Source organism: Streptomyces sp. DSM 42067 (genome assembly GCF_055792885.1).
The window spans coordinates 6,672,869-6,698,366 of record NZ_CM147706.1 but is presented as its reverse complement, the minus strand read 5'-3'; the positions used below and the strand labels follow the sequence as shown (position 1 = coordinate 6,698,366).

Here is a 25,498-nt window from a genome sequence, read left to right as displayed (position 1 = left end):
TACAAAGAAATCGTTGCAAGCATTTCTTTGCAACGGTATCTTTGTACGCATGAACGAGCCGCAAGACCCGCAGGTCCACAGTCTCGACGCCCGCTCGCTGCGCGGACTCGCACATCCGCTGCGTATGCGGCTGCTGAACGCTCTACGGCGCGGTGGACCGGCCACCGCATCCCAACTGGCCACGAAACTGGGCGAGTCCAGCGGCGCCACCAGCTACCACCTGCGTCAGCTCGCCGCGCACGGCTTCGTCGAGGACGCGCCGGAGCACGGCAAGGGGCGGGAGAGGTGGTGGAAAGCGGTCCACATGGGCGTCACCTTCGACGGGGCGCTGCTCAAGGACCGCGACCCCGAGGTACGCGGGGCGGCCGACCTGTTCATGCACGAAGTCGCGAACCAGCACACCCGGGAACTGGCGACCTGGCTCGGCACCCGCGACGACTGGTCCGAGGCGTGGAACCGCGCCTCGGACATGAGCGACTGGACACTGAGCCTCACGCCCGAGCTCGCCCTCGAACTCAACCACAAGATGCACGAGCTCGTGGAGAGGTACCGCGCCCAGGCGCCCGACGACAACACCCCGGACACCGAGCAAGTGCGGGTCCACACGCACATCATCCCCAGCCACACGGACTGAGAGGCCGGCCCATGCACCCGGAGACCCACCTCGCCTTGCACCGCACTCGCGCCGCCGAACTCAGCGCCGAAGCCGACGCCTACCGCCTCGCCGTCGCGGCCAGGCAACCCCGTGACCTGCGCGTCCGTCTCGGCTGGACCCTCGTGGAAGTCGGCCTGCGGCTCGCCGCAGCACCATTGGTCGCCACATCACCCGCAAGGCCGTGAGTGGGGGAGAGTGCCCGCCCGCCCGTGGCCCGGTGGACAGCCGCGCCCGCGGAACCGCCGGTGAGCTCTCCCCCCACAGCCCCGAGGGCCATTACCGAGCGGGATCAAGCACTGGGCGCTTTGTTAAGGGAACAAGCGAGCGGGCCTCTGACCGGTAAGCCCGGTGAGAGGCCCGCTCGCGGGCGTGTTCACCCCGCCTGGTCGCCGCCGTCGCTCGCCATCCCTCGCATGATGTGGCCGACGACGGGGGCGAGTAGACCGACCGCCGCCGTCCACAGCCGCCAGGCACCGCCGTCCGGAACGAGCAGCAGGGCGGCCAGGCAGCCGAGCGCCACCGCCCACCCCGCGACCACCGGCACGGATGCCGTCACGAGCCAGCCCGCCGCAATGTCCACCGTCCGGACCCGCCGCTGCGGGTCCGGATGCGCGGGGACGGTGAGCCCCGCCTCCGCGACCTGCTCAGCCACCTGGACCGGGACCGCGCCGGGCAGCTGCCAGCCGTCGTCACCCACCAGCTCGGCAAGGACGTCCCGGCCCCGGTGCTGCCGCGGATGCCACAGCAGCCAGCCGCGCGCACCGGACAGCGCCTCTGCGGCAGGTTCACTGGCCATCTGGGAGTGGAAGGGGATTTCCCGGCCGCCACCGTCCAGCACAAGGCCCTTCAGCCGCCTGGTGTTCTCCCGGCGCTTCTTCTCATCGGCCGCCGCCGCACTGCCGGGCGGCGGCGCGTCGGTGTGCTCCCCGGCCCCGGTGACGGTGACCCGCAGCGCCTCCCAGTCAGGGCCGACGGTACGCGCAGGACGCCGCACACTACCGGTCGCCCACAAGCCGGCGAGCAGGGTGAGGGTCACCAGGGCCCACAGCCCCTCGATCACCCACGCGTCGCCCACCTGCACGGCGGCCCGGCGAGTTGACGCTGCACGTCCTCACGCTGGTCGTCACCGATGGCACCCAGCTCAGGGCGCTCCGGGACATACGCCACGTACAGCTCGCTGCCGATAGCCTGGCGCCGATTGGTGGACGCCTCGAACGTCGCTGGAACGCCGTCCCGCCCGGTTGGCGAGGGAAGCAGGACGGTGTAGTCGGCCGTGGCGGCGGCGCGGGGGCTGCTGCCCTCCGCGGCCTCGTTCTCGATCTTCACGATCGGACGCTCCACGATCACCGCACCCGCCTCGGCCAGCACGGCACTCGTGCCCGAACCCCGCCCGTCGGCGGCGCCCAGCGTTGTCCAGAGGGCCAACAGCGTGGGGACGGCGACCAGCACGCCCGCGGAGCGGGCCGACAGCCAGCGCGTGCCGCCCAGCCGCAACGGCACCGTGCCCTCGCCACGGCTCGGGGTAACCGAGGCGACCTCCACGGCCCGCCGGTAGGTCTCCCGGCGGGACCGACCGCCCCCGCCCACCACCGCCACGCCCAAGATCACCACGCACGCGGCGAGCAGGACCAGCGAGCACCACAGGACCGCGGCACGCACCGGCGTGGCCCCCAGCAAGAGCCACGCGGCAGTCAGCGCCACGAGGGCGAGCGGGGCGGCCACGGTGACGAACCTCCCAGAGCGTGGGAGGTGACGGATACCGGTCACCGCGCCGGTGACGTTCCTGTCCTTGTCCATGGTCCACTCACTGCTCACCCGAACGCTCCATACCTCTGTGGGTCGGGCCGATCCCGCAGGGCCTTGGCATCCTCACTCGCATCCTTCCGTGCATCGGCGGCCGCCGGGCCTGTGCTGCCGCTCCAGTGCATCGTCTCGGTACGAGCGGGAGGCATGCGGGACCGGGCCCGAGCCCCCAGGGCTGTTGGCAAGTGCTTCCGCCAGCGTCCCCCAGCCACCAACGGGGAAAAAGATTCGCACCCATGATCCGTCATCGAATCCGATCTCATGAGTGCCGTGTTTTACGTCCTTTTGGTTCCGGCACCAGGCAATACGCCCGCGAGGAACCCCCCATCCGTATTGGACCGCTGGCCCCGCCTTTCGCCCGTCCGGAGATTTCTGGACGTGGACCACGTGCAGACCGCGGTCCCCCAGAACGAGGACCGACACGACACCGCTTCCGTTGCGGGGCTCCAGCGAACAGGCCATCTGCCCCGCAACACTCCCCCAGTCACCGGACAGCGCCTGCCCCTTGCCGCTGCCCCGATCGTCAAACGCATCCACCGCCGCGTTCACCGGGTTCAGGCGATCCAAAACCCGCTCGGTCTTGCCCGCATGGGACAGCCAACGATCAGTCGTCGACCTAGCCCCTGGGAACACGTCCGGCCTGAGGCGGCTCGGGGGCATCGGCACACCTTCACCGATCACTACGACATGCGAATCCTCGAGTCGTTCCCCGGCAGGAAGAGCCGACGCGGCCCGTTCCCGGGCCTCACGAGCGACGGCATGATGGTCGGGGCCTGAGATCCAGGTCTTGAAGCCCGACCAGGAAAGCACCTCCGAGAACTTCACCCGAATACTTCCTTCACTGTCTTCCCCGGCGGAGCTCGACGAGTACCAAGAGCAAGGGCCTGGCGCTCCCTCGAACACGACCTGACCCTCTCGGCGGAGCACCGTTCCGGCGGCTACGTCCACCTGACGTGGGGCATCCACGACCGGTCGCCCTCCGAAGAGTGGCACTTCGAAACCACCGCCGTGCATGCGGCCAGCGAGGAAATGCGGAACCTCGCCGCCGAGATTCACGCATTTCTCATCAGCGGAACCAAGTAGCCGGAATACCCCAAGGCCGGGCAACCATTACGTCAGACGACCTCTTGGTACTTCCGACGCCGCAGCGCAGACACAGGTGCCGGTCCGCGTGGTTGAGTCCACCCTGTTTTCAGCCGCTGCTCGCGGGAGATGTCGCCCGGCTGTTCGCCGCCTCATCGGTCGGTGACAGCGCCAGGGTGTACGCCGCCGCGGCCGTGCCCAGGCAGACCAGCCCGCTCGCCGCGATCCACCAGCGCCAACCGTCCAGGTCGTACAGCGCAAGCGCCGCCGCGCACACCGCGGCGAGCGCCACGGCCACCGGGCCGACCGGCGACACGTACAGCGGCCACGCCGAACGCGGGGCCCACAGCTGCACTTTGCGCCCCGCATCGATCGGTGCCCCCGCATCGCCGGGGACCGCCGCCTGGTCGTCGAGCTGCCTGGCCTCGGCCAGCGGCATCGCACCGTGCAGCACCCACCCGGAATCGCCGACCAGCGCCGCCGGGACCGACGTGGGCGAAGACCCGCCCTTGTCCCGCCCCTGCTCAGCGTCCCAGCACAACCACAGCTGCTCCGTCCCGATGCACTCCGCCAGGGCCGCGGCGGGCACATCCTGGATGAAGTGGACCGTGCCGGACGGCGTTTCGATCACCAGACAGTCGGAATTCTTCTCGTTCTCCGCCTTGTCCCTGCCGCCCCCGAGGGAGAACCGCTCAGAGCCGACGCAGGCTCCCCTGAGCGCGCGCAGGCGCCGCCCGGACGCAGAGAAGCCGCGCACCGTCCGAGATTTTCTGAGGACAAGCGCTGCTGCGGCCACGGCGAACACCAGCCATGCAGTGAGGAAGATCTGGGACAGCCCCAACGACATCGTCATTCCGGCCAGCGACCGGCGGAGATCGTCAGCGCGGCCCTGGATCGCCCCCAGCCCGGGCTCCGACGGCGCGTACAGCACCGTCACCATGGAGCCCGGGTGCAACGGATCGCTGGTCTTAGTTTCGACGGTGACGGACCGCGCCCGTCCGGCACTCTGGCCGGGCAGCGCAACCACCGCCGTGGCGGTGTAGAAGGAGCCGCCCCGGCTGGGGTCATGGCGCACGGTACCGGTGACGCTTTTCACCGGCACCTGACCGACCTCGCCGCCCGACGCGTGGATTCGCTCCACCTGGGCGGGCCGTACAGCGTCTCCCGAAGCCAGCGCACATAGGCCCACCACGGCGGTCACGGCGCACCACAGGGCGGCGGCGGCCCGTGCTCGTGTCGGCCAGCTCGATGGAAGGCGCCTGGGCAGGGGCTGGCCCCCTTGGGCGATCCCGAGGGGACGGACCGCCGCGAACGCAGCTGGCAGTTCCTGGCGGGCAAGGACCCGTTGAAACAGCCAGACCGCCGCCGCGCACAGGACGACCACCGCGAGGCAGGCCGCGCTCGTCGAGCGGCGCAGACCGACATCACCCCACAGTAGCCAGGCCGGCAACGGCACCGTCACAGCGAGGACGCCGACCACCGCGACCCACCCGCTGAGCGCCTGCGTCCGGCGCCCTGTGCGGGCCAGCGTCTCCGCCTCCTGCGGAATCATCCGAACACTCTCCTCACATCGTCTGCCACAGAGCTGTTGAGCTTGTCCGCGCCCTTGCCGGCCGCCGACTCGGCCTTGTCGGCAGCCTTGTCCGCAGACTCCACACCGTCCTTGGCCTCGTTCGCAGGAACGCCGCCGGGGATCGGCACGGTCGAGTTCAGACCGACATCGACAGTGAGTTCCTGGCCCGGCGTGATGCCAGGCGAGAAGGCGTTGTGCATGCTCACAGACGAGGCCGCGCCGCCGCCGGCGACACCGCCGGTCACCGCCGTGATGCCTGCGGAAGCCACGTCGAAGTCCTTGCCCTCCCTCAGGGCGTTCGCGTAGTCGCCGGAGAAGCCACCGGCCGCACCGCCGGCCGCACCGCTGACGAACGCGGTCCCGGCGCGGCCTGCCATCAACGCCTCAGCACCCTTGCCCACAGCAGTGCCAGCCGTGGCCCCCATGGCGCCACCGACGAGGTTGGTCTTCCACTCCGGGCCCTTGCCGCTCAGCAGGCTGGTCACCACCCCGCCGGCGGTGCCTCCGGCGAAGTTGGCCAGCCCCTGGAGCGCGATCTTGCCGAACCTGTTGGCATACAGAGTGCGGAAGATGGTAGCCACCTGCCTCAGCAACTGGCCGAGCCGTCCCGCTGCCTGGACTGCCCGCGCGGCCAACTGCGCGGCCCTCGCCGCGCCCGCCGCCGCAGAGAAGCCCATCGTCAGGACGGACATGCCGATGGAGACACCGATCGAGATGCCGATTTCGACGTAGATGTCATGGATCTCGTCGTTGACCTCTCGGATGGCCTTGGCGGCCTCGTCGAGCCCCTTCGCCGCGTCTTCGAACTGTGGAGTGATTTGGTCGACAGCAGACGTCAGCTCGTTCCAGTGGGTCTGGAACGCTTCAGCAGCCTCTCCTCGCCAGCTGTCGCCGACCGTGGCCTTGACTTGGCGGTCGAGGGCAGCGAACACCTCGTCCACCTCGTTTGCCAGCGTCCGCCAGCCCTTGGCCGCCTCCTCCAGGATCTCCGGCCGCCCACCAGGGTTGATGAGCTCCAGCGCGGCCTCGTGGATCTCCTCGGCCACCGACTCGTCGCCGCTCACCCCTCACCCCCGGCCTTGCCGAAGAGGGTCGAGGTGTCGCTGTCCGTCACTTCGGTATTACGCGTGACCTGCCGCAAGGCCGCGCCGATCGCGTCCAGGTGCCGGTGCACCGAAGTCATGGCCTCAGTGACGTCCGAGGAGAACTCGATGTAGGCGAAGTTGACCTCTTCGGACTCCGTGAGCACCCCGAAGCCATCGCTGATGGCCTCCTCGCCGGTCTTCCGCGCAAAGGCCTTTAGGTAACTCTCCAAGTCGTACGCGTAGCTCTCAAAGTTCCTCGCCAGTTTTTGCATATCGCCGGTATCGACGTATGACTCGTCGGACACGAACACCTTCCCTTCACAAGCCCTGTAGGCGGCCACACTCACCGCGCGGTAAGAACAGCGATGGATCAGTTCAACCAAACCGTGCCAGCCATCGCCGATGGGGCTCCCCCGTTGCGCGTCGGCATCCGAGCCCGAAGATCGACCTGCAACCTTAGTACTTCCGACGCCGCAGAGGAGACTCGGGTTCCGGATGCACACAGACCCTCCATTCGGAGTTGCCACCCCGGGCACGACGATCCGAGGTCAGGGCCCGATGCATCATCTCAACGCCACGAGGTCACCTCTCCGAGTTGCCCCGTTCCGCTTGCCGACCTCCCCAGCCGCTCTCGGAACCCAGCAGTTATGAGTCTCGGCCGCCATCCCTGCAGGGCACTTCGGCGGTGTCGGCAGAATCGCACCATGGCCGTCATGGCATCGGAGGGCTGGTCCTCGGAGTTGAAGAGTGACGGGGATGAGTGGAACTCTGGGGCTCTCGGTCCGTCCCGGGACGGTGCTGCCCACTTGGACCGAAGGGCTGGGGCTGCGTCGTGAACTCCAGGTTCGCGGAGTCCATGACGCTCACCTGGCATTCACCTGTGCCGGTGCCCTCAACGCCGACACGGTAGGTGCGCAGGGCCATGCACGAGAAGCCCCCAGCGTGTTGGCTCCCGTTGGGTCCGGGTCTTCACCCCGCGTCCTCCTCACCGCGGCTGGGGAAGAGATCGAGCACGTCCGGCATGGACGGGAGGTGGGGAACGCAGTCGGGGCAGGCGTACACAGGCGCCGCCGGGCCTGACTCCGCGGCGGGCGCTGGGCTACCCGGTGGCCCGGCCCGCGAGGGCCGCCCGGAGGGCGTCGTCCTTCGGGTGACCTGCAGCAGGATCGACGGAACAGGACACACGGGAGGGCTCGTATGACAACGGCCAGGACGGACGCCGCACTCCGAGAGCTGGCGATGACAGCGCTCCAGGGAGACCGCGTCGTCCACCTGCAGCCCGTGGTACGCCACTCCCGGGTGCCCAAGCCGCCGAAACGGCGACGGCCGCGCTCCCGCATCCGCCCCCACGGCGGGCGCCGCCCCCAGCCCTCCGCCGGAGTAAGGGTGCGGGCGTGGTTGACCGGCTTCCTCGCGTGGCTCACCGCCCCACTGGATTTCCTCGGCGACCTGCTCCTGATGCCCTTCCGAGGGCTCTTGTGGCTCTGCCGGAGCAAGGAGAAGCGCCGGCGGGAGAAGAGACTGGGCGGCGGATGGGACAGTGCGGCCGGGGGCCTCGGGATCGCTGTGTACGTCTGGAGGGACCGCGTGCTGGCCGTCGGAGAACGGCGGGTCAGCCTCCTGTACGTCGGTGAGCACGAGGCGGAGACTGCTTGGTCCGTCCCCCGGGAGCAGTTGGCCGGTGTGGAGCTTGCCGTCTGGGACGCCCACGACGAGCAGCAGGCCACGCTGCGGTGGCACTTCCGGGACAGGTCCTGGTGCGACGTGAAGGCACAGGGGGCCGGGTGGAAGTCCCTGGTCGACGCCTTGCCCATACGCTGAGTTGGGCGGCGGCCGAGCTCCGTAAGAAGCCGCATCCTGGTCGCCCCACCCATATGCTCGCCGATCCGCGCAGGCGGGCGGTGATCCGACTGGTCCTGACAGCCACCGCGTCCCAACGTCCCTGTCTCCTGGGCGACTTCGTACGCACGGCACGCCCGGACACCGGCGCGGCTTCGTAGCGCGTCCCGCCGAAGCGGCCGATCTTGCACCGTCAATCCGACCCCTCATAGGTTGATTTCATGGGCTTCTTCGACAAGCTGACGGGAACCAAGCACCCCGCCGACGGCGTCGCGCCGCGCCGCGCCCGACCGAGGAGGTACGGGTAGCCCTGCTCGGTGTCAACCGGCCCGATGCCCCGTACGTCATCCGCGACGGCGCCGAGGAGGACGCCGACCTGCTCGCGGAGTGGCGGATGGCGGAGCCCGCCTGGCAGGCCGTCTTCGTCGAGTCGCAGCTGACCCGGGCGGTCCGGATCCGGATGCGCCTGGTCCCGGAGAACCATGAGGTACGGGCCCTCGAGGAATCGTGGGAGGTCACCCGGGTCGGGAATCCGCCGGAGCTCAAGATTTCAGGGGCGTACTAGCGCGGGCCCGACAGGACCGTCTCCCGCCGCTACACGGTCGAACGCGGGGAAAGCGGCAGCCTCGAAGCGACGGAGACTTTCCGCTTCAACGGTGCGGACCTGCGCGACCCCCTCGAGAACGCCGTCCTCAAGTCGGGCTGGACCTGGCGCGGAGTGGTCTTCGGCAAGCTGTGAGGTCGGCGGGACGCACCCCGCTTGCCTTCGTGAGGCTCATTCGCCGAGGGTCGATAAACCGGAGCTTCGCGGCATGGGGCTGCTTCTATTCATTCGGCCAAGGAAGAGTTCGACGACCAACTGGCGGGAAACCGCAACCCCAGCGCGTCCGACCGTGAGGGCTGGGCATCGCCAATCCGTCAAGCATCGATCAGCAGACGGTGGAACCTCGGTTCCGGGACAATCCCTTCGGCTGACCACTCATCTGACCAGAAAGACACACGGGATGAATAAGGACTGCCGTGACCAGGTCCAACCGCACCTCCAGTCCGGAGAGCAACTAATCGCGGTGTGCGAGTGCGAGACGGCACCTGGGGTACCAGAGCGGCCGGTCTGGTTGCGGCAGCCACCCCAAGAGTCGGAGCTGGAGCGCCGGGTCAAGTCCGTCCTTCCCGGGGCAGTACAGAGGTTCCTGCGGCCGAGTGAACCGAAGTCCGTCTCCCGGTTGGAGCGGGCGATGGAAGGTGCTCAGCAGGCGACCGACGATGCCCTCACCCGCGCGGCCCACGGCAAGAGCATGCACGGCGGCTGGGAGAGCCAGGCCGGGCAATTCCTGGTGACGCACTACACCGCCGCGCGTTTGCCCGCCTCGACGCTGGCGGTCGCGTTCACCGACCGCCGGGTGCTCGTCCTCGCGGACCGTGCAAAGCTCTGGCAGACCAATCAGGTGTTTGAACTGCAGTGGGAGGCTCCGCGGTCTGCTGTCCTTGGGGTCCGCGCGAACCCCAAGGGGGTTCTCCAGCGAGGCCGTTTCGAGCTTGTGTTCGCGGACGGGTCGTGGATTGCAATGGTGGCGTCGGTGCCGACGCATGCGGAGTCGTTCGCTGCGCAGGTGGGCGGCTGAGAGCTCCTGGGCTGGCCACCGCGGCAGCCGTCGGGCGGCACGTCGCGGCTACTGCAGCCGAAGCCGCTGGGCCGGTCCCAAGCGGCCGCTGTTGCTGGGTCTGGCCCTGTCGCGAGTACGTCCACACTGGAAGACGGGCCCGGGTGCCGGAGGAGCGTTACGAGTATCATCAGCGCCCCGATCCACAGCGTCTCGACCCACAGCGTCTCGACGAGCGCACGGACATGCAGCCTTCGCACGCAGGCAAGACAGTGAGGGAAGTTTTCGGGTGAGCGGCACGGACCGGAACCGGGAGTCGGTCGAACGGGCGAGGGCGGTGGTACCCGCCGGAGAGGTACTGCGAGGTGAGCACCGGGTCGCACTGGCGGCTCGCGCACCGAAGCCCGGCTATTTCCGCCGCCCACGCAGCCTCCGATCAGAACGCCGAACGCTCTGGAGCTGGTGCATGCTCCCGGTGCACGGGGTCGCGAACCTCATTTCCATCACCTGGAACCCGTTCGAGGCGTTCTTCGAGGCCGTCTTCTGGCGTGAGACCAAGAAGCCGGGCAAGCCGTTCCACGGCGGCTGGAACAGCATGGCCGGCCACCTGGCGCGCGCCATCACGCCCCGGACCAAGAACGGCGCGTATGTGGTCATGCAGGTCACCAGCCACCACCTCCAGCTCGCGTACGTGTCCTGCGCGGGTTCCCTCACAGGCGCGCGCGGTGCGGTCGAGGCCGGGTGGGCCACGGACCTTCGCAACGTGACCTGGATCCGTGACCGAAGCGATGTGGTGGGCGGCAACCACGAGATCGGCTTCGTCGATGGTTCGTGGTGCTCGGTCCAGTTCATGGGCCAAGGCTGGCGTCGTATGCCGGAGGCGTTCCCGGTCCGGCTGAGCCACCTCGACCCGGCTCCGAACGCGGGATGAGTACGAGGCGTTGAGTCGGCCTGGGGCACGGTATCGGCGTTTCCGCCGGCCCGTTTCCCCAGGCTGCTCCCCGAGTTAAGTAGCCCTCAGCGCGACGTTTTCAGGTGACTTCGATGACCACCTTGCCAGCCGCTCGATCGGCTTCGGCTCCTCAACGAACGCAGGTCCACGATGGTTCGGCCCCACCTGGGCTGAAGAAGGCTGCGGCATCACCTCCAGGTCCGCGAAGTCCATGGCGCTCGCCTGGGGTTCGCCGATACAGGTGCCACCAACGCCAATGCCGTGTACGAGGGCTCCAGCGTGTTGGGCCCCGTTGGGTCCCAGCCTTCACCGCTCGTCCTCCTCGCTGCGGCAGGAAAGAGGTCGAGTAAGTCCGGCGGGGGTGGGAAATGGGGGAGCGCAGCCGGGGCAGGCGTACACGTTCCAGCCGGGCCCGCTCGCCTGGTGCACTTCGGAGACGAGGACCGCGGTGTTCGTGAGCACGTCGCAGCGCACGGACATCCGCAGAGGCCGACCCGCGTCCGGACGGCCTCGGTGGCCGCGCAGCTGGCAAAGCCGCCGGTGCGCAATCCCTGTCTGCGTTACGAAGGGCCGAACTTGCATGCAATGCCGCGTGACCGTCAGGTCGCCTCTGGGGCGGCCGTGGTGCTCAGCGATGGCGAAGCCGGGAGGTCGGCCGCTTCTTTGCACCCCACAACTCCCGCCATCTTCCGCAACACCGGATAGACGATCGAGACCAGGAGCTTCTGGCGTTCGGCAAGAGGGAGATCCGCTTCCGGGCCATTCAGACTGGCGAGAAGGTAGTGCTCCTCGTCGGGATCGAGCTTCGGGACGGATGCGCTGCACTTCACGAGTACGTACGCGAACCGTCCATTGGAGAAGGCTCGGTCGCCCGCGGTGAAGAATGCGTATTCAGAGGTATCGTCAGGGCTCCAGGGGCCGTAGGACCAGCCAAACTCGATGCGCATCCCGTAGTCCACCGACCCATACGAAACGACCCCGCACGTGCTCACATCGTCACCCGTCGCCTGCTTCAGCTCCTCAGCCGCTTCGGTCAGCTTTCCGCTGTCCGATGCCTCTTTGACATTCTGCCCGGCATAGAGTTTCTCGAAAGCCTTCGCTGCTGCAGGCGTCAGCGAGGAGTCGCAGAACTCCTTGGCGAGCTGCGGAACTGGGACTCCCTCCTTCTCGTTCTTCTCATCCGAGCAGCCCACCGTAACCATGGCCAGGAGCGGCAGGGTGGCTACGGCGAGAGTGAGTGTCTTGCGCTTCGCCATTCCCAGTCTTCCCTCTTGTTGGGAGAGCGAGAACTCTCGCCCTGGTCGTAGCCGTCCGCTGCCGCGGCCGTGAGATCCCTGTGTGTCAGCAAGAACTCCTCGATGGACCAGAAGGTACTCCTTGGTCGCTCTCCCCACCGCTGAGTAGCTGCGACACAGGCAACGGCTGGGTGCCCGTCCCTCTGGGAGCCGGGCACCCAGCCGTTTCAGCTCAGAGATCGTCACTCATGGGACCGGCCGGAGCCGCCAGGGCGATTGGCAAGTGCTCAGCCTCTGCCGGTCCACGGCGCACCGGGTACTGGGTTGGGGCCTTGGCGCTTTCCTCGAGACGTCCGGTTGTCACTTCAGGACCGGGGGCGCGCTGGGGAGTTCCTTCACGTTGAGGCACTTCGCTGAGTGCTTGCCCACGTAGGCGGTGACATCGGCTGTGAGGGCCATGATGGCCTTGCGCCCATCCAGTTTGTCCTGCCGCAACGCCGGAGCCGCCACACTGGCACGTACCGCCCAGTCCAGCTGCTCGTCCGTTGCGCTGTTCCGGAGAGTGCACGGGAAGTAAACGACCCCCAGCTCACTGGTGCCCGCACCAGAGACGTATCCCTTTGCCTTACCCCAAGTTATGGCGTTGGCCCCATTGTTCTCAACCTCAGTGTCGACGTCCGACTGGCTGATGTGGCTCTCCTCCAGCGACGCAGTGATGATGATGGCGTCACCGTCTATATCCAGCGAGCACATCAATTCGCCCTGATCAACGGAGTACGGTTCCAGACGGTCGTCAAGGCCTCCGGATCTGCCATCACGCATCCTGACGTAGTCCTTGGGTCCCGCGTGAAACTCGCTGATGGGGCGAGTGGAGATTGATGTACTGCACAGGGTGGCAGGCAGAACGGGACGAGATGCCTGGCTGCTGCTGTTTTCTCTTCCCTGAATCCACCACGCGACGCCGCCACCAATTGCAGCCAGGAGCAGGACGACTACCAGCCCGTAGATCGGGAGCTTTGACCTCTTACTTGACGCTCGCTGGTCATCCATGGCGCGCATCCTCAGCCTTGGCGCCAGCCGAGTGACTCTGTTGAGCCTCACGACCGGCGGCGTCTTCCAGACCTCGAATGGTCGGTTCGTTGTAGTTACTGCGTTCGCCGGCCAGTCGGGCTGCCTCCCTGGCGGACCGAACGGCCTCCGCCTGGCCGTTGCTGTAGTCACGGCCAGCCTCGTCCTTGGCCTCAGGGGTGCTGTCCTGCTTGATGGACTCCAGAACGCTGTCTGTCACGTCCTCGACCATCCAGCCCGCGACATCGCCCACGACAGGAACCCTGATGGCTCCTGTGACAAGTCCGGCGCCTCTCCCGACCCACTTGCCGGCGTCCTGTGCGTTGCTATTGAACTCCTCGTCATCGGCGCGCTTTGTGTCCCAAACAGCATCTGCGCGAGCCTCGCTCATGATGCCTGCAACGGTTGCTCCCGGGTGCACGGCGCTGGCGACACGGTCGCTGACTGGGACTTCGGAGTTGCTTTGCCCGTTCACAGCCTGATCCACCAGACCTGCCGTGTAGGCCTGCTGGGAAGCGGTGATGGCCTGGTAGGCATCAGGATCCTGCCCGACTTCGGCGAGGAACGCCTGAGTGGTGGCTCGGCCCAGGTTCGCTGATGCGCCATGGACTGGTAGATCGTCGTCGCCCGACACACCCCGCTGGATGTCACCCATATAGGTGGCGGCGATATGTCCAAGGCTGTCACGCATCGGCTCCAGCGGCGCACCGTCCTTGCCATTGATCAGTTCGCCACCACCCTCGCCGCCGAACTTCTCCACGATGTCATTCACCAACCGGGCTTGTCCCTCGCTGTGCTTGGGCAGGTCCGTGCCCTCGTAGTCGTACGCCACACCGCTGGTGGCCGCCTCCAGGGCGTGTCCCAGCGCATCGGGGCCGTGCTGGGTGGCCTTGGCGCTTTCCTCAAGGTCGCGGCTGGCCGTGTCGGGCAGCCAGTCGCGTTCGGAGTCGGTGAAGTAGTCCAGGTAGGAGGAGACGTCCTTCTCTCCGTCGCCGTAGTCGACCTTGACTGTGCCGTTCGGGTCGACGGTGCCGTTCTCGTTGTAGGCGACCACATCGCCGGTGAAGAAGTCCTCGGCGGCCGCGGGGCTGTGGCCGAGGCCTTCCATGATGCCGGTCATGGGGTCGAAGCCGTCGCCGCCCTTCCCGGAGGGGTTGGACGTGACGTCTTCGTTCAGCGAACCGCGGGGAGAGTTCTCGATCCACATGTCCGGGTTCCTGGCCTCCAGGGAGACCGCGTGCTGGGCTATGGGAGTGAGGAAGTGCGAATCGTACTCGCCGTACCGGAGGATGCCGCCGAGGACTTGGTATCCGTAAGGCTGGTACGGATAACCGGTGTTGTCGCTGACCGTGAACTTCTGGGCGCCTTGGGCGCGCAGCTCCTCGTTCCATTTGTCGGACAGGTGAGGTTTGTTGTCCGGTTCGGTGGCCGTGGCCAGGGAGTAGCCCAGGTTCTTCTGAAGCTCCTGGACCTCCTTGAAGCGCTTCGAGTCCGGCTCGTCACCGGCCTGGGCCGTGAGGTTGGCGTAGAAGTCCAGGGTCTTCTGGGGGCCGAGCTTGTCGTAGAAACCGGTGGTGAAGTCGGAATCCTTGCTGTTGGCATGCAGGATGCGGTTCAGCTTGTCGAGTTCGGCGTCCGTCATGTTCTCGCCCTTTTGGGCGAGCCTCGTAGCCTGGTCGATCTCTGCGGCGTCGAGGCTGGTGTAGACGCTGGTGTTGAAGGACTGGCTGTCGCCGTTCGCGTCGCGTTCCAGGGCGGCGCTGGCGGCTTCGTCGGCGGCGGTGGCCTGCTCCAGGATCCGCTGCAGACGGGATACGAGCGAGTCCAGCTTCTCCTTGCGCTCGGTGGCGAAGCCCGGCGATGCGGAGGCGGTCGGGCTGTCCCAGCGGGGATCGACATCCTCGATCCTCCCGTCCTCGGAGACGTGGAACTTGTCGTTGCGAGCCTCGTCGAGGAGGGCGCGGAGCTGCTTCTGACAGGTGCCGAACTCGCTGTGGGCATCCTGCAGCAGCTTGCCGATGCGGCCCGCCTCGGTAGCGGCGTTCTCGTACTCCGTGCGGGCCTTGGCCATGGTGGCGAAGGCCGCTTCGGCCGCGTCCCCCTCCCAGTGGCCCTTGAGGTGGTTGATGACACGCTGCTCGAACTCGCGCTGCAGCGCCTCGTACTTGGCCGGGAGCGCCTTCCAGGAAGCGGCGGCATCAGCCAGCGGGCCGAGGTCGGCCTTGTCGAGGTAGGGGATGGACACCACGTGCGACAGCTCCTATCCGTCCCGTGGACGGGGATGCGGTTGGTTCTGGTCCGGCCTTGCGGTCTGTCCCGGGCAGTGTTCCGGCCCGGGGCCCGGCTTATCCGAAGGGAGAGTTGATCGCGCGCTGACGCGCCTGCTCCTCCTGCTCGGTGCGGGTGTAGTGGCCGGTGGTGGTGTGGAGCTTGTCGCTGATGTCCTGAAGCATGCGCTTGAGATTCATGACCTGGGAGCCCCAGCGGACGTCCATGGTCATCAGGGAGCCGGCAGTGGCCCAGGAGCCCGCCTCGGGCAAGCCCGGAGCGGTGTGCTTGTTCAGGCCCATGACGGCGCTCATGGTGTCCTCGTCGGCGGCGTTGTCGACGTTCTCGGTGTCACCACGCAGTTCGACGAGAGCATTGGCTGCCTCGTCCAGACGCTGGGTGTCGACCTTGGCGGTCCCGCTGGCACCCCCACCGCCACCGCCTTCCGCGGGTACGGAGTTCAACCGCATCTGAGCGGTTCCGCTGTGCTGTGGCGCATCGAAGGGAGTGCTCATCCCTTTGTCCCATCCCCGTTGACAACAGTGGCCGGCATGCCCGCCTCGCGCACTTGCCTACGGGGGTTGTTCGTCTCATCCGTACGGCGTGACGGTGCTCCCGCCGACCGAGCGCCGCGCTCGGCCACGTGAGCAAGGACATGCCAATCACGGCAGAAGATACCGGATCTTCCCCTGAGTGGCCCACCGCTCAGCGACTGCTCGACGAGCTGATGCGCCCGCTGGTTGGTACCGCTGGCCGAGCAACTCGAATTCGACCTGTCGCTGCCTGACCGTGCCATGGCTCTAGGTTGACGTCATGGGACTCTTCGACAAGCTGACCGGAACCAAGCGCCCCGCCGACGGCATCGCCCCGCTATCCGCCGATGAGGTGCACGCGGCCCTGCTCGGCCTCAACAGTCCTGACGTTCCGTACGTTATCCGGGACGGCCGCGAGGAGGGCGCGGACCTGGTGGCCGAGTGGCGCCTCCTGGAGCCGGCCTGGCGAACATTCTTCCTTCGTACTCAGCTGAGCCGAGTGTTCAAGATTCATATGCGCCTGGTCCCGGAGAAGAACGAAGTCCGTGCCCTGGACCAGGAATTCGAGGTCGACTGGGTCGGCGACACCCCCAGGCTCGCCTTGTCGTCAGAGGTCCAGCGCGGTCAGGTGAAGACCGTCTCGAAGCGCTGGTCGCTCGGCAGAGACGAGGACGGCAGCCGAGAAGAGACGTTCAGCTTCGACAGCGACGACCTGAAGGACCCCCTGCAGAGCGTCGTCCTGAAGTCGGGCTGGACCTGGCGCGGAGTCATCACCGGCAAGCTGTGAGATTGGCGGGACTACACCCGCTTGCCTGCGTGATGCCCATTCGCCAGTTGTGCGGTGCGCGAGGGGCACAGACGCCTGGCCGACGAGGCGTGGGGGATGTGACACTCGGCGCTGAAGTGTCACATCCCGCGGGAAGACCCCAGCGAGCTGACGCCGTCGTCGAGAAGGGGCCGAACCGCTCAACTTCGAAGGCCCGTCAACGCCGACCCGGTAGGCGCGCAGGGTCATGCACGAGGCGCCCCGGTGCGCCGGATCCGGGCCTTCACCGCTCACCCTCCTCCCTGCGGCGGGGAAAGAGGTCGAGCACGTCCGGCAGGGGCGGGAAGTAAGGAGCGCAGCCCGGGCAGGCGTATACGTTCCAGCCGGGGCCGCTCGCCTGATGCACCTCGGAGACGAGGACCGGAGCGTCCGTGAGCATGTCGCAGCGCACGCACATCCGCAGGGGCCGACGTGCGGCAGGTCGGCCGCTGCGGGCGCACTGCTGGCAGAGCTGTTGGTGCCGGCCTGTGGCGGCGTCGGTGACGGTCGCGTGGGGGCCGTGCGGTGAGCCGCACAACGCGCACGGGCCGCCTACTAGGTCGTGCGTGTCCCCCGGGTCGCACTTGTCGCCGGGAGCTGCCCATTCGCGGTCGGTGATGCTGCGGTGCGGGACGTCGTGCATCAGGCGGCCACCCCCACCCCGACACGCACACCGTGGATCACGTCCGGGCCGACGTCGAACCCATCGAGCGCCAGCAGCAGCGCCATCCGCCGCTCCCTCTGCGCCTCCTGCTCCTCGTGGGCGACGAGATACGGGCGGACCAGGGCCGTCTCGTGGCCGTTCAGCGGCCCGTCGAGCCCGTAGGGACTCCTCGGCCTCGGCGACCTGGGCCAGGCCGGAGGCGCCGGAGGGATCGGAGGGGCGAGCAACGGCGGCACGGCGGCCGCCCGGTCGGCACGGTGACGGCCCTGCGGACGTGGGCCGAACACCACCTTCCACAGGTCGGTGAGGGCACGGATAAGGTCTGTCATGTCATCGCTCCCGTAAGCGGTGGCCACTCCCCCGGGCCGTTGCAGCGGTCGCGGGGGTCCTTGTTGTGGGCGACGATACAGGCACCTGGTCATGCCATGCCATGGCATGACATGAATTAATCAGGCTTCCCCTGCCCCCGTACGTTCCGACCATGACTGAGATCCCCGAAGGGTACGGTCCCGATGACGAGCTGGACCGCGACGCACCGGACCCCCTCTATCTGCAGCTTGCGGCTGTCCTGGTCGCCCGCATCAAGCGCGGCGACTACCCCCCGCGGCGTGCTGTGCCGGGCGTGGACCGTCTAGTCCAGGAATTCGGGGTTGCCCGCGGCACTGCCCGAAAGACCCTGGTCCTCCTCGCGGAGCTGGGCATCGTGCGGACCGTTGTCGGGAAGGGCTCGTTCGTCATCGAGCAAAAGCCGTCCGAGGCGGAGCCGCCGAACGCGTCCGGCGAGGACCCGGCCGACGAGGATGGGCTGGACAGGGCATGACGTGTCCAGCCGCGTGGTGACGGACCATGCGGGGTCTTCAAAGTTGATCGGTGAAGCCGCCGCAGGATTGGCAGATCTGGGCCACTGCGATCTCGGTAAGGCTTGGCCGCAGCCGCCGGAGCTGGCCCAGATCTGCCAATCGCTGTCCCGAGCAACAACCAAGACCGCGCTGCCGCTGGTGCATGCACCGCTCAAGTTCGAAGACGCACCTTGCGCCCTTGCCGGTGCCAGCGCCCCCGTCTTGGACAGCAAGCGCCTCCGACTGCGGCCGTAGCCTGCCGCAGTCGGAGGTGCTTTACACCGCCGGGCTCAGGATGCGCTTTGCCTACTGCTGGGGCGGCCACTGGCTGTGAGGCGGGGTGGGCTGCTGCTGGTACGGGTTCCGCGGGGGCGGGACGGCCTGCTGGTACGGATTCTGCTGCAGCGGAACGGGCTGCTGGCCGTATTGCGGGGTACCGGCAGAACCACCCGGTCCACCATCACCGAATCCCTGACGTTGCAGTCGGCGGCCGCTCTTGAAGAGCCAGAGGCCGCCGAGAATGGCGAGGAGACCCGTGAGGGCCCCGCCGGCCGCAATTGCGAAGTACTCGGGGTCCAAGCCGTAGGTGACCATCTGGGGCGTGCCGTCGTCCCCGGGGCCGAAGTGCACGCCAGCCCCGGCCTTGCCGATCGCCACCGGCTTCTCCGGAGTGAGCTTGGCTGCGGCTCGGAGCGCGGCATGGGCATTGATCACGCCGTAGCCGGTCTCCACGCTGTGGCCGCGGGAGGCATGCGAGGCAGTCCCCTCAAGGACCTGCGCCACCTGGCGCGGCGGCAGATCCGGGTACTTCGAGACGATCAGTGCACTCACCCCCGCAGCCAATGCACAAGCGGACGATGTTCCCTGTACAGGCTTGCGCCCGCTGGAGCGGTAGTCCGCTGCATTGATGACGACGCCTGGGGCGGCGATGTCGGCGTAGGAGTGCACGGACGAGAACGGCGCGCGGGAGCCGTCCGGGACCGAGGCTGCCACGGAGATGACACCCGGGTAGGCAGCTGGGTAGGAGACCTGGTTTTCCTCCCCTCGCTCCACGTTGCCCTCGTTGCCAAGGGCGGCGAGGACCACGACGCCCTTGGACAGGGCGTACTCGATGGCTTTCGCCTGCTCCTCGTCGTAGGTGTCCCAGACGCTGCCAGAGCCGAGTGACAACGAGATGACGTCGGCGCCGTGATCTGTCGCGTAGGTGATCGCCTGCGAGAGGCCGTGACTGTTGTCCCTGCTGCCACCCTGACCCATAACCTCGTCCGGGGTCTGGTAGTCGGGGTCGTCCGGGTCTCGGATCACCCGCAGGCCGAGGACTTTCGCTTCGGGGGCGACGTCGAGGACGCTGGACGCCATCGAGGTGCCGTGGTCGCCGTACCAGGACTCCGACTGGTCGTCCTCCTGGAGGAAGTCCGGCCCCTCCTTGGCGCGGCCCTTCAGGGCAGGGTGGTCGGTGCGAATGCCGGTGTCGAGAACCGCGACGGTGACGCCTTCGCCCTTGCTGATGGCTTGGGCGGCCGGGACTGACATGGCGGGCAGCTCCCAGCCGTTCGGGATCGCAGCGGATGCTGTCGAGGCGCCAGCCACTGTCAGTGAGGATGCCAGCAAGGCGCTGGCAGTAAGTCGCTTGATCACTTGCCCTGCACCGTCCTCTGCAGGTCCTGGGCATAGATGCGCGCGAGATTTTTCGCCACGCCGAGGTAGGGTCGCTTTTCCCGATGGGCCATCACGTCCCAAGGTTCAGGCAGTTGGCCAACCGAACGGGAGGGGTCCGTGGGGCCGACCGTGATGGTCACGGCATACGGCGATTCCGGCACCATAAATACCTGTTCCGAGGCGCCGCCGATGCCCATCTCCTCGCTCCACTCGGCAGCTGGAGTACCCGGAACGGCGAACGGCCGGACCGTCGGTACGTGAACCTTATTCAGCTTCTCGCTCTGGTCCTTGTCGATCTCGGAGACGATCTCCCTGGCCTGGTCGGGCGATGCGGCCACCACGAGACCGATGGTCGCTGCCATCTCGCCGCCGAGGTCGGTATAAGTCGCCCGGAGTACGAACTTGCAGCGGTCCGCCATCACGTTGTTCACGAAGTCAGCGGGGAACGCCTCCTTGCATGAGGTCTCCTTGGCGATCCCCTGCCGCGCCCACATCTGGCTCTTCCCGTCGACCGTCTCGTGGGTGAGACGGTCAGGGAAAAGCTCATCGCTCTTCAGGTTGTGCCATGCTTTGGGTATGAAGGCGTCGTTGGAGTTCTGCTGCTTGGCGTTCTTAAAGTTCTGGTAGACGGTGAGGGCTGCGCCGAGAAGCGGCAGCACACCGAAAACGACCAGCAGAACACCGAAGACCTTGCGGGCTCGGCCTTTTGGTTTCGCAGGCGGTACGGGCTGGTAGGCCGGCCCCGGCATTCCTGGCGGAGGAGCCGGCGCTTGAGGCAAAGCACCATATGAGGCGGAACTGGTATGCCCGTACCACGGAGGCTGATTGGATTGCACTGATACATTCCTTTAGGACGGCTCGATCAATGGCCCAAGCCTGCCCTGATCAAGTCGCGAAGTGTGGTCGCGATCAACCTACCGGGTTATGGGAAGTCGCATAGGAACAAGGGGAGATAAACGGCCTGCTGACCGTTAGTTGCTCTAGGCCCGGCGCCCTTGGTCCACGCCAAGCCCCAAACTGGAGCGAACTGCCCCTCGCCTGGATCCTCTACACCGAGAGGGCGCGATGCGACCAAGCATCACGCCCTCTGGTCGTCTACGTCACTCTCGGCAGCTACTGCTGGGGCGGCCACTGGCTGTGAGGCGGGGTGGGCTGCTGCTGGTACGGGTTCTGCTGCGGCGGCAAGGGCTGCTGCTGGTACGGGTTTTGCTGCGGCGCGTTGGGCTGCTGGCCGTATTGCGGGTAGCCGACAGGACCGCCGGGGCCCCCGTTGTTGTTCTTGTTGCGCCGGGACAGCTTCACGATCAGGAGCACGATCAGGCCGATCACGGCCAGGGCGACAAGACCGAGGACGGCGAAGAAGAGCATTTGCTTCTGGTCTGCCTTTTCGTTTTCTGCGGCGTAGTCGGCGTCAGACTTGCCGGTACTCGGAGCAGCGGCGGGGCTCTCAGGTCCGGGGACCTTGAGCGGTCCGTTCTTTGAGCCCGCGGGGATGTCCTTCGTCAGTGCAGCGAGCGGGCGGATGGTGCCGTAGCCGTACTTCTCATCAGGGAGAGAAAGTCCCTTAGCAGAATCTGGTAGTACGGCAGTCTTAACGAGGCGATTCGCAATCTGCCCCGCCGTAAGGTCAGGAAACTTTGACCGGAGCAAGGCCGCCGCTGCTGATACGAAGGCCGTAGCGTCTGAAGTTCCGTCTCCGATAGTGAGCTTATTGCCGGGCCACCCTGCATGCACAATGCGCGTGGCGGGGGCGGTAAGCAGAACTTCGGGACCGTAGTTGGAGTCCTCCCAGATGGCACCGCTTTGCTTAACCCCTCCCACAGCCAAGACGCCTGGAGCTATGGCAGGGAATGCAACTCTGCGATTCCCATCGTTCCCGGTTCCAGCCACGATTAGGACGTCACGCTTTAGTGCGTAGGAGATCGCCTCAAGATCTTCGGGAGCCCCGCCCAATTCATAGCTCGAGTCACTAATGTCCATGGAAACGTTAATGACCGAGGCCCCATTGTCCACCGCATAGCGGATCTCGTCAGCGAACCCGGCTAGATCCGCGCGGATAGGGAGAATCTTGGCTTCTGGCGCTAGCCCCATAACACCGTCTGCTGCTCCTGAACCATGTCCGTGGCCAGCGATGATCGAGGCCATCGCTGTACCGTGGGAGGCCTGCTCCGAGATTTCAGGCGAGGCGTCATCGTCGCCGTCCACAAAATCTTTGCCCTTGAGGACGTTGTTCTTCAGATCAACGTGCTCGGCGTTCACGCCTGTGTCGATCACGGCAACGGTGATGCTTTTGCCCTTCGAGATTCTCCAGACGGATTCGGCCTGCAATGCTTCCAGCGCCCACTGGTCACGTCTGGTCTGGTCGGCAGAGGCAGCGGGAGCCGCCGTCAGGATCAGCGCGCCAGTCAGTGCCGTGGCGCTCAGTGCACGCATCGTTCGCGTGAAGGCCATTCCGTCTTCCCTCTCCGATTACCGAACGTGGGCGTGGCCCGGAGGCCACGCCCACGCATCCTGTCACGTGCCAGTGAGCACCAAGCGCTAGCGACTACTCGATGACTCGAGGTGCTGCGTTGGTCTGCGGGGTCCAGGTCTCCTCGTCCTCGACCAGATAGTCGGGACGCTCGCCCTCGCGGCCCTCCTGGTCCTTCGGCTTACCGGTTCGTGCACCGGGGACGCCCGCCATGCCGCCCTTGCGAACAGCACCCGCTCCCCCAGTGGCTCCGCGGCTGCGGTGCAGACCCGAACCGCCGGCAGTGCCCCTGCCCGCACCCGCACCAGCCCTGGGCGTGCCACCAACTACGCCACCGCTCTGGCGAGCCAGGCCTCCGGCACGCGCCGCACCGCTCTTGGCAGCACCTGCGCCAGCGGCGCCACCCACGCCCCCAGCGCCTGGGCGACCCGCCATGCCCGCACGACCGGCCGTGCCACCACGAGCGGCACCGGCTCCAGCCGACGCACCAGGCACGCCACTGACCAAGCCTCCGCCACCACCGGCCGGGCCGCCGCCAGCGGATCCACCGCCAACTGTGGCGCCGCCGCCAGCTGGTGGTACCCCGGTTCGACCACCGGAAACGCCGTCAATCGCGGTACTGACCTGGGGCTGTGGCGGAGTCGGCTTGTGTGCGCCGCCCGTGATGCCCGAGGGCGGGGCAACGGGCTTCGATGAGCTGATCGTGCCGGCCTGGCTGCCGCGAGCGGTACCCGCTGTAGCGCCTTGCGGGCTTCGAGGCGCAGTCCCTGTGGGCACAACTACAGCAGCAGGTGGAATGCCTCCGGGATCACCGGGGTAGTTCTCACTCTCCTCGATGCCACCGCGCCTCCACGACCCCATCTCCCGAGCCCGACTGTTGTAAGCCGCCCCCAGGATCTCCATCTGCGCAGCCATCTTGAGCTGCGCTTCTCGACCTGCTGACAGGCTGCCCTCGTTGTTGTCGAGGGCCTCCTGCGAGCCAGCCCCGCTCTTCAGGCTGTTGTCCGTACCTGAAGCGTCCCGGTCGCCGAGATCGCCAATAAAGTCGCCCACGCTGGAGGCCTTGCTTGGCTTCTCCATCGCCAGGACCTTGGGCTTGATGTCTGCGAGAACCGCAGCGGCACCCTTGAGGGACTGCGAGGTGTTGTCGGCGTACTTGGCACTGTCGGTGATTTTCTTGCTGACCACCCGCGCCTGCTCCGCGAACAGGTCCGCGCTCTTGCCCTCCCAATGGGCGAGGACGTGCTGGACAGCGGCCTCAAAGGTCTCCTTGATCCCGCCGCTACCGACGAGCTCCTTGCTGAGGGCTGCCCAGCCCTCACCCACCTTCTCCACCGTGCCCGGGTCTGCGTTTCGGACCATGTCTTTCATCTGGTCCATGTTGTAGTCGAGCCCGAATGACGTGGTGTGCTCCACCACGTAGCACTTGTCATCGGCCGCCTCGACGTACCCGAAACTGTCCATCTCCTGCTTCTCGCCCACGGCTTACATCCCCCTCCTCGCCACGTATCGGAACACCCTGTCACTTCCCGTTGAACGCCGCGCGGTGTACGGCCTCAGCGTCGTGAAACGCGTCATGCGTCTTCTTCGTCTTCTGCCCGAAGTCGTCCAGCACCTCTTCCAGGTGCGCGACGATCTCGTAGAGGCGTTCCTTCATCTCCTCATGGGCTTTGTGCAGCGCCCCGGCCTCCCGGAACCCGGCGTCCGCCGAACCGAGCGCCCCAGCCGGCAGGTACGTCGTGTTCTTGCAGCTCGACGCCGACGTCCCCATGTCCTTAAGGACACGATTCAACTTCGTAATCGTGCCCTCGATCTCGCTCAGATCGACCTTGTACTGCTCAGCCATGCTGCAGCTCCCCGTTCACTCCAATGTCGTTACCAATACCCCGCTTGCGGCGCCAGTCGCTCAGTACCCTGCCCCCGCCGAACACGAGAAGCACCACGGCGAAGCCCCCCGCCAGCACATACAGTGCGTACCGCTCCGTCCGCTCCTGGCGGGATTCGCCGAGGATGAGGGTCGCGGCCTCGACGTCGGCCGCGTCGCCGGCGGGGCCCACCGGGTCAGGTGTGGGGGACTCGGCGGGGGTGACCGTGTCCTCGTTGACGGCGGCGACCGGGTCGACGACTCCCCAGCCGACGAAGTCGTCGCGGCCCGACTTCGTCCGGTCCGCCGTCTGCTCGATCTGCGTGATGACCTGCTGGTAGGTCCACTTGGGGTGCTTGGCGCGGATCAGCGCCGCGACGCCCGAGACGTACGGGGCGGCGAAGCTGGTCCCCTGGTCGACGCAGTGGCCGCCCTTGGGGACCGTCGAGACCATGTCGATGCCGGGCGCGGCCACGCCCACGAACGTGCCCGACTGGGAGAAGGGGGCGCGGAGGTTGGTGCGGTCCGAGGCCGCGACGGCGAGGACGCCCGGGTACGCCGCCGGGTACGTCTTCGCCTTCTTGCCGTCCGCGCCGTTGTTGCCGGCCGCTGCGACGATCAGGGCGTCTTTCTCCTGGGCGTACTGGATGACCGCGCGGAAGGCGGCGTGGACCGTGGGGTCCATCTTCGACGCCGTGTCCTGCGAGATGTTGATGACCTGAGCCCCGGCATCGGCCGCGTATTTGATGGCCGAGATCATCGTGCCGACGTTGCCGCTGCCCTGGTCGTCGTTCTGACGGATCGGGATGATCGTGGCTTCCGGGGCGATGCCGATGAAGCCGCTCTCGTCGGACTTACGGGCGGCGATGATGCCCGCCACCTTGGTGCCGTGGCCGACGTCGTCGAGCTTGCCGGTGCCACTCTTCGCCAAGAAGTCCTTGCCGTTGACCACGGCCGGTGCGAGCTGCTTGTTGACTGCGTCGACGCCCGTGTCGATGACGGCGACCTTGACGCCCTTGCCCTTGGTGTCCTGCCACAGCTGGTCGAGGACGATGCGCTGCAGGGACCAGGGTGTTCCCTTGATGGGGTCGGACGGGAACGAGCAGCTGGTGTCGTCGATCTGGAACCGCACGTCGTCATCGGCCAAGGTGGTTCGCACGTCGTCATCGGCCAAGGTGGTTCGCACGTCGTCATCGGCCAAGGTGGTCCGCACGCCCTCCGCGGCGGCGGCCGGCGCGGCACCGGCGAAGGGCAGCCCGCAGGCGGCGACCGCCAGGGCGGCGGTGGCTGCGGCGCTCCGACGCGCGGCGCGCGATGCCCCGGATCCCACTGTCTTACGTCCTCCCGTTAGCCGTACCTGGACTTCAGTTCCGGTACGTCCGTTCCCGTACGGAGCGTGCGGACCGGCGACCGGCCGCGGCCCGAAGAAGCCACAGCAGTCCGATCCGCACGTTCCGTCAACCGCCGATGAGGGCGAGCGCGCCGTCGCGCACCCGCCCCCA

24 protein-coding genes and 2 pseudogenes are annotated in these 25,498 nt (G+C 67.2%); 9 read left to right on the top strand and 17 right to left on the bottom strand.

What is annotated here, in order from left to right; translation table 11 throughout:
• Positions 1-49 precede the first annotated feature (49 nt).
• Together ACSMXV_RS30385 and ACSMXV_RS30380 are read left to right on the top strand one after the other, a co-directional pair.
• Positions 50-634 (top strand): ArsR/SmtB family transcription factor, encoded by a 585-nt coding sequence (locus ACSMXV_RS30385; protein WP_473174340.1) that lies wholly within the window; start codon positions 50-52, stop codon positions 632-634.
• Between the two features lie 11 nt (positions 635-645).
• Positions 646-840, top strand: a complete 195-nt coding sequence (locus ACSMXV_RS30380; protein ID WP_473174339.1) for a hypothetical protein — start codon at positions 646-648, stop codon at positions 838-840.
• Positions 841-1,028: 188 nt separating this feature from the next.
• Here the strand turns inward: ACSMXV_RS30380 and ACSMXV_RS30375 are convergent, their stop codons facing one another.
• On the bottom strand, positions 1,029-1,715 hold the full coding sequence (locus tag ACSMXV_RS30375) for a hypothetical protein (protein ID WP_473174338.1): 687 nt from the start codon (positions 1,713-1,715) through the stop codon (positions 1,029-1,031).
• Positions 1,712-2,470 (bottom strand): hypothetical protein, encoded by a 759-nt coding sequence (locus tag ACSMXV_RS30370; RefSeq protein WP_473174337.1) that lies wholly within the window; start codon positions 2,468-2,470, stop codon positions 1,712-1,714. The genes ACSMXV_RS30375 and ACSMXV_RS30370 overlap by 4 nt, the downstream gene beginning before the upstream one ends.
• 876 nt (positions 2,471-3,346) lie before the next feature.
• Here ACSMXV_RS30370 and ACSMXV_RS30365 point away from each other — a divergent pair.
• A pseudogene (locus ACSMXV_RS30365) lies at positions 3,347-3,541 on the top strand (DUF6228 family protein); the annotation flags it as partial.
• A gap of 109 nt (positions 3,542-3,650) precedes the next feature.
• On the opposite strand, the gene ACSMXV_RS30360 reads toward ACSMXV_RS30365, so the two are convergent.
• From ACSMXV_RS30360 to ACSMXV_RS30350, 3 genes are read right to left on the bottom strand one after another with little or no spacing between them, the layout of a single operon-like run.
• Complete coding sequence (locus ACSMXV_RS30360) at positions 3,651-5,093, bottom strand: hypothetical protein (protein WP_473174336.1); 1,443 nt, start codon at positions 5,091-5,093, stop codon at positions 3,651-3,653.
• Positions 5,090-6,178: a WXG100 family type VII secretion target gene (locus ACSMXV_RS30355; RefSeq protein WP_473174335.1), complete on the bottom strand. Its 1,089-nt coding sequence runs from the start codon at positions 6,176-6,178 to the stop codon at positions 5,090-5,092. The genes ACSMXV_RS30360 and ACSMXV_RS30355 overlap by 4 nt, the downstream gene beginning before the upstream one ends.
• Positions 6,175-6,504 carry a hypothetical protein gene (locus ACSMXV_RS30350; RefSeq protein ID WP_473174334.1) on the bottom strand — a complete coding sequence of 110 codons (330 nt, stop codon included), beginning with the start codon at positions 6,502-6,504 and terminating at the stop codon, positions 6,175-6,177. The genes ACSMXV_RS30355 and ACSMXV_RS30350 overlap by 4 nt, the downstream gene beginning before the upstream one ends.
• An 892-nt stretch (positions 6,505-7,396) precedes the next feature.
• On the opposite strand from ACSMXV_RS30350, the gene ACSMXV_RS30345 reads away from it, so the two are divergent.
• The 4 genes and pseudogenes from ACSMXV_RS30345 (at position 7,397) to ACSMXV_RS30330 (ending at position 10,570) form a co-directional block, all read left to right on the top strand.
• A complete protein-coding gene (locus tag ACSMXV_RS30345; RefSeq protein WP_473174333.1) occupies positions 7,397-8,020 on the top strand; it encodes a hypothetical protein in 624 nt (207 codons plus the stop codon).
• A 239-nt stretch (positions 8,021-8,259) separates the two neighbouring features.
• Positions 8,260-8,777, top strand: a pseudogene (locus ACSMXV_RS30340) (hypothetical protein).
• A gap of 496 nt (positions 8,778-9,273) precedes the next feature.
• On the top strand, positions 9,274-9,660 hold the full coding sequence (locus ACSMXV_RS30335; RefSeq protein ID WP_473174332.1) for a hypothetical protein: 387 nt from the start codon (positions 9,274-9,276) through the stop codon (positions 9,658-9,660).
• Between the two features lie 445 nt (positions 9,661-10,105).
• A complete protein-coding gene (locus ACSMXV_RS30330) occupies positions 10,106-10,570 on the top strand; it encodes a hypothetical protein (RefSeq protein WP_473174331.1) in 465 nt (154 codons plus the stop codon).
• Between the two features lie 620 nt (positions 10,571-11,190).
• Here ACSMXV_RS30330 and ACSMXV_RS30325 read toward each other — a convergent pair.
• The 4 genes from ACSMXV_RS30325 to ACSMXV_RS30310 form a co-directional block, all read right to left on the bottom strand.
• Positions 11,191-11,847 (bottom strand): hypothetical protein, encoded by a 657-nt coding sequence (locus ACSMXV_RS30325; protein WP_473174330.1) that lies wholly within the window; start codon positions 11,845-11,847, stop codon positions 11,191-11,193.
• A 339-nt stretch (positions 11,848-12,186) separates the two neighbouring features.
• Positions 12,187-12,876: a hypothetical protein gene (locus tag ACSMXV_RS30320; RefSeq protein WP_473174329.1), complete on the bottom strand. Its 690-nt coding sequence runs from the start codon at positions 12,874-12,876 to the stop codon at positions 12,187-12,189.
• Positions 12,869-15,142, bottom strand: coding sequence for a PPE domain-containing protein (locus tag ACSMXV_RS30315; RefSeq protein WP_473174328.1), 2,274 nt, complete (start codon positions 15,140-15,142; stop codon positions 12,869-12,871). Before ACSMXV_RS30315 ends, ACSMXV_RS30320 begins: the two co-directional genes overlap by 8 nt.
• A gap of 97 nt (positions 15,143-15,239) precedes the next feature.
• The gene (locus tag ACSMXV_RS30310; RefSeq protein WP_473174327.1) at positions 15,240-15,677 is read right to left on the bottom strand and encodes a hypothetical protein; all 438 of its coding nucleotides are present in this window, start codon (positions 15,675-15,677) and stop codon (positions 15,240-15,242) included.
• A gap of 298 nt (positions 15,678-15,975) precedes the next feature.
• On the opposite strand from ACSMXV_RS30310, the gene ACSMXV_RS30305 reads away from it, so the two are divergent.
• Positions 15,976-16,482: a hypothetical protein gene (locus ACSMXV_RS30305; protein ID WP_473174326.1), complete on the top strand. Its 507-nt coding sequence runs from the start codon at positions 15,976-15,978 to the stop codon at positions 16,480-16,482.
• Positions 16,483-16,744: 262 nt separating this feature from the next.
• Here ACSMXV_RS30305 and ACSMXV_RS30300 read toward each other — a convergent pair whose 3' ends face one another.
• Positions 16,745-17,143 (bottom strand): hypothetical protein, encoded by a 399-nt coding sequence (locus ACSMXV_RS30300; protein ID WP_473174325.1) that lies wholly within the window; start codon positions 17,141-17,143, stop codon positions 16,745-16,747.
• Positions 17,143-17,493, bottom strand: coding sequence for a hypothetical protein (locus tag ACSMXV_RS30295; RefSeq protein WP_473174324.1), 351 nt, complete (start codon positions 17,491-17,493; stop codon positions 17,143-17,145). Before ACSMXV_RS30295 ends, ACSMXV_RS30300 begins: the two co-directional genes overlap by 1 nt.
• A gap of 152 nt (positions 17,494-17,645) precedes the next feature.
• Here ACSMXV_RS30295 and ACSMXV_RS30290 point away from each other — a divergent pair, with 152 nt between their 5' ends.
• On the top strand, positions 17,646-17,984 hold the full coding sequence (locus ACSMXV_RS30290) for a GntR family transcriptional regulator (RefSeq protein WP_473174323.1): 339 nt from the start codon (positions 17,646-17,648) through the stop codon (positions 17,982-17,984).
• A 325-nt stretch (positions 17,985-18,309) separates the two neighbouring features.
• On the opposite strand, the gene ACSMXV_RS30285 is transcribed toward ACSMXV_RS30290, so the two are convergent.
• From ACSMXV_RS30285 to mycP (ACSMXV_RS30260), 6 genes are all read right to left on the bottom strand, one after another.
• A complete protein-coding gene (locus ACSMXV_RS30285; protein ID WP_473174322.1) occupies positions 18,310-19,536 on the bottom strand; it encodes a S8 family peptidase in 1,227 nt (408 codons plus the stop codon).
• A 101-nt stretch (positions 19,537-19,637) separates the two neighbouring features.
• Positions 19,638-20,411 carry a hypothetical protein gene (locus ACSMXV_RS30280; RefSeq protein ID WP_473174321.1) on the bottom strand — a complete coding sequence of 258 codons (774 nt, stop codon included), beginning with the start codon at positions 20,409-20,411 and terminating at the stop codon, positions 19,638-19,640.
• 364 nt (positions 20,412-20,775) lie between these two features.
• The gene (gene mycP, locus ACSMXV_RS30275) at positions 20,776-22,113 is read right to left on the bottom strand and encodes a type VII secretion-associated serine protease mycosin (RefSeq protein WP_473174320.1); all 1,338 of its coding nucleotides are present in this window, start codon (positions 22,111-22,113) and stop codon (positions 20,776-20,778) included.
• Positions 22,114-22,207: 94 nt separating this feature from the next.
• Positions 22,208-23,614, bottom strand: coding sequence for a hypothetical protein (locus ACSMXV_RS30270; RefSeq protein ID WP_473174319.1), 1,407 nt, complete (start codon positions 23,612-23,614; stop codon positions 22,208-22,210).
• Positions 23,615-23,654: 40 nt separating this feature from the next.
• Complete coding sequence (locus ACSMXV_RS30265; protein WP_473174318.1) at positions 23,655-23,978, bottom strand: hypothetical protein; 324 nt, start codon at positions 23,976-23,978, stop codon at positions 23,655-23,657.
• A complete protein-coding gene (mycP, locus tag ACSMXV_RS30260; protein ID WP_473174317.1) occupies positions 23,971-25,326 on the bottom strand; it encodes a type VII secretion-associated serine protease mycosin in 1,356 nt (451 codons plus the stop codon). The genes ACSMXV_RS30265 and mycP (ACSMXV_RS30260) overlap by 8 nt, the downstream gene beginning before the upstream one ends.
• Positions 25,327-25,498: the final 172 nt, after the last annotated feature.

Coding starts and splice junctions, on each gene's coding strand:
- ACSMXV_RS30385 (WP_473174340.1), top strand. CDS start 50: ATGAACGAGCCGCAAGACCCGCAGGTCCACAGTCTCGACGCCCGCTCG.
- ACSMXV_RS30380 (WP_473174339.1), top strand. CDS start 646: ATGCACCCGGAGACCCACCTCGCCTTGCACCGCACTCGCGCCGCCGAA.
- ACSMXV_RS30360 (WP_473174336.1), bottom strand. CDS start 5,093: ATGATTCCGCAGGAGGCGGAGACGCTGGCCCGCACAGGGCGCCGGACG.
- ACSMXV_RS30345 (WP_473174333.1), top strand. CDS start 7,397: ATGACAACGGCCAGGACGGACGCCGCACTCCGAGAGCTGGCGATGACA.
- ACSMXV_RS30335 (WP_473174332.1), top strand. CDS start 9,274: ATGGAAGGTGCTCAGCAGGCGACCGACGATGCCCTCACCCGCGCGGCC.
- ACSMXV_RS30330 (WP_473174331.1), top strand. CDS start 10,106: ATGCTCCCGGTGCACGGGGTCGCGAACCTCATTTCCATCACCTGGAAC.
- ACSMXV_RS30325 (WP_473174330.1), bottom strand. CDS start 11,847: ATGGCGAAGCGCAAGACACTCACTCTCGCCGTAGCCACCCTGCCGCTC.
- ACSMXV_RS30320 (WP_473174329.1), bottom strand. CDS start 12,876: ATGGATGACCAGCGAGCGTCAAGTAAGAGGTCAAAGCTCCCGATCTAC.
- ACSMXV_RS30310 (WP_473174327.1), bottom strand. CDS start 15,677: ATGAGCACTCCCTTCGATGCGCCACAGCACAGCGGAACCGCTCAGATG.
- ACSMXV_RS30305 (WP_473174326.1), top strand. CDS start 15,976: ATGGGACTCTTCGACAAGCTGACCGGAACCAAGCGCCCCGCCGACGGC.
- ACSMXV_RS30300 (WP_473174325.1), bottom strand. CDS start 17,143: ATGCACGACGTCCCGCACCGCAGCATCACCGACCGCGAATGGGCAGCT.
- ACSMXV_RS30295 (WP_473174324.1), bottom strand. CDS start 17,493: ATGACAGACCTTATCCGTGCCCTCACCGACCTGTGGAAGGTGGTGTTC.
- ACSMXV_RS30290 (WP_473174323.1), top strand. CDS start 17,646: ATGACTGAGATCCCCGAAGGGTACGGTCCCGATGACGAGCTGGACCGC.
- ACSMXV_RS30285 (WP_473174322.1), bottom strand. CDS start 19,536: ATGTCAGTCCCGGCCGCCCAAGCCATCAGCAAGGGCGAAGGCGTCACC.
- ACSMXV_RS30280 (WP_473174321.1), bottom strand. CDS start 20,411: ATGCCGGGGCCGGCCTACCAGCCCGTACCGCCTGCGAAACCAAAAGGC.
- mycP (WP_473174320.1), bottom strand. CDS start 22,113: ATGGCCTTCACGCGAACGATGCGTGCACTGAGCGCCACGGCACTGACT.
- ACSMXV_RS30265 (WP_473174318.1), bottom strand. CDS start 23,978: ATGGCTGAGCAGTACAAGGTCGATCTGAGCGAGATCGAGGGCACGATT.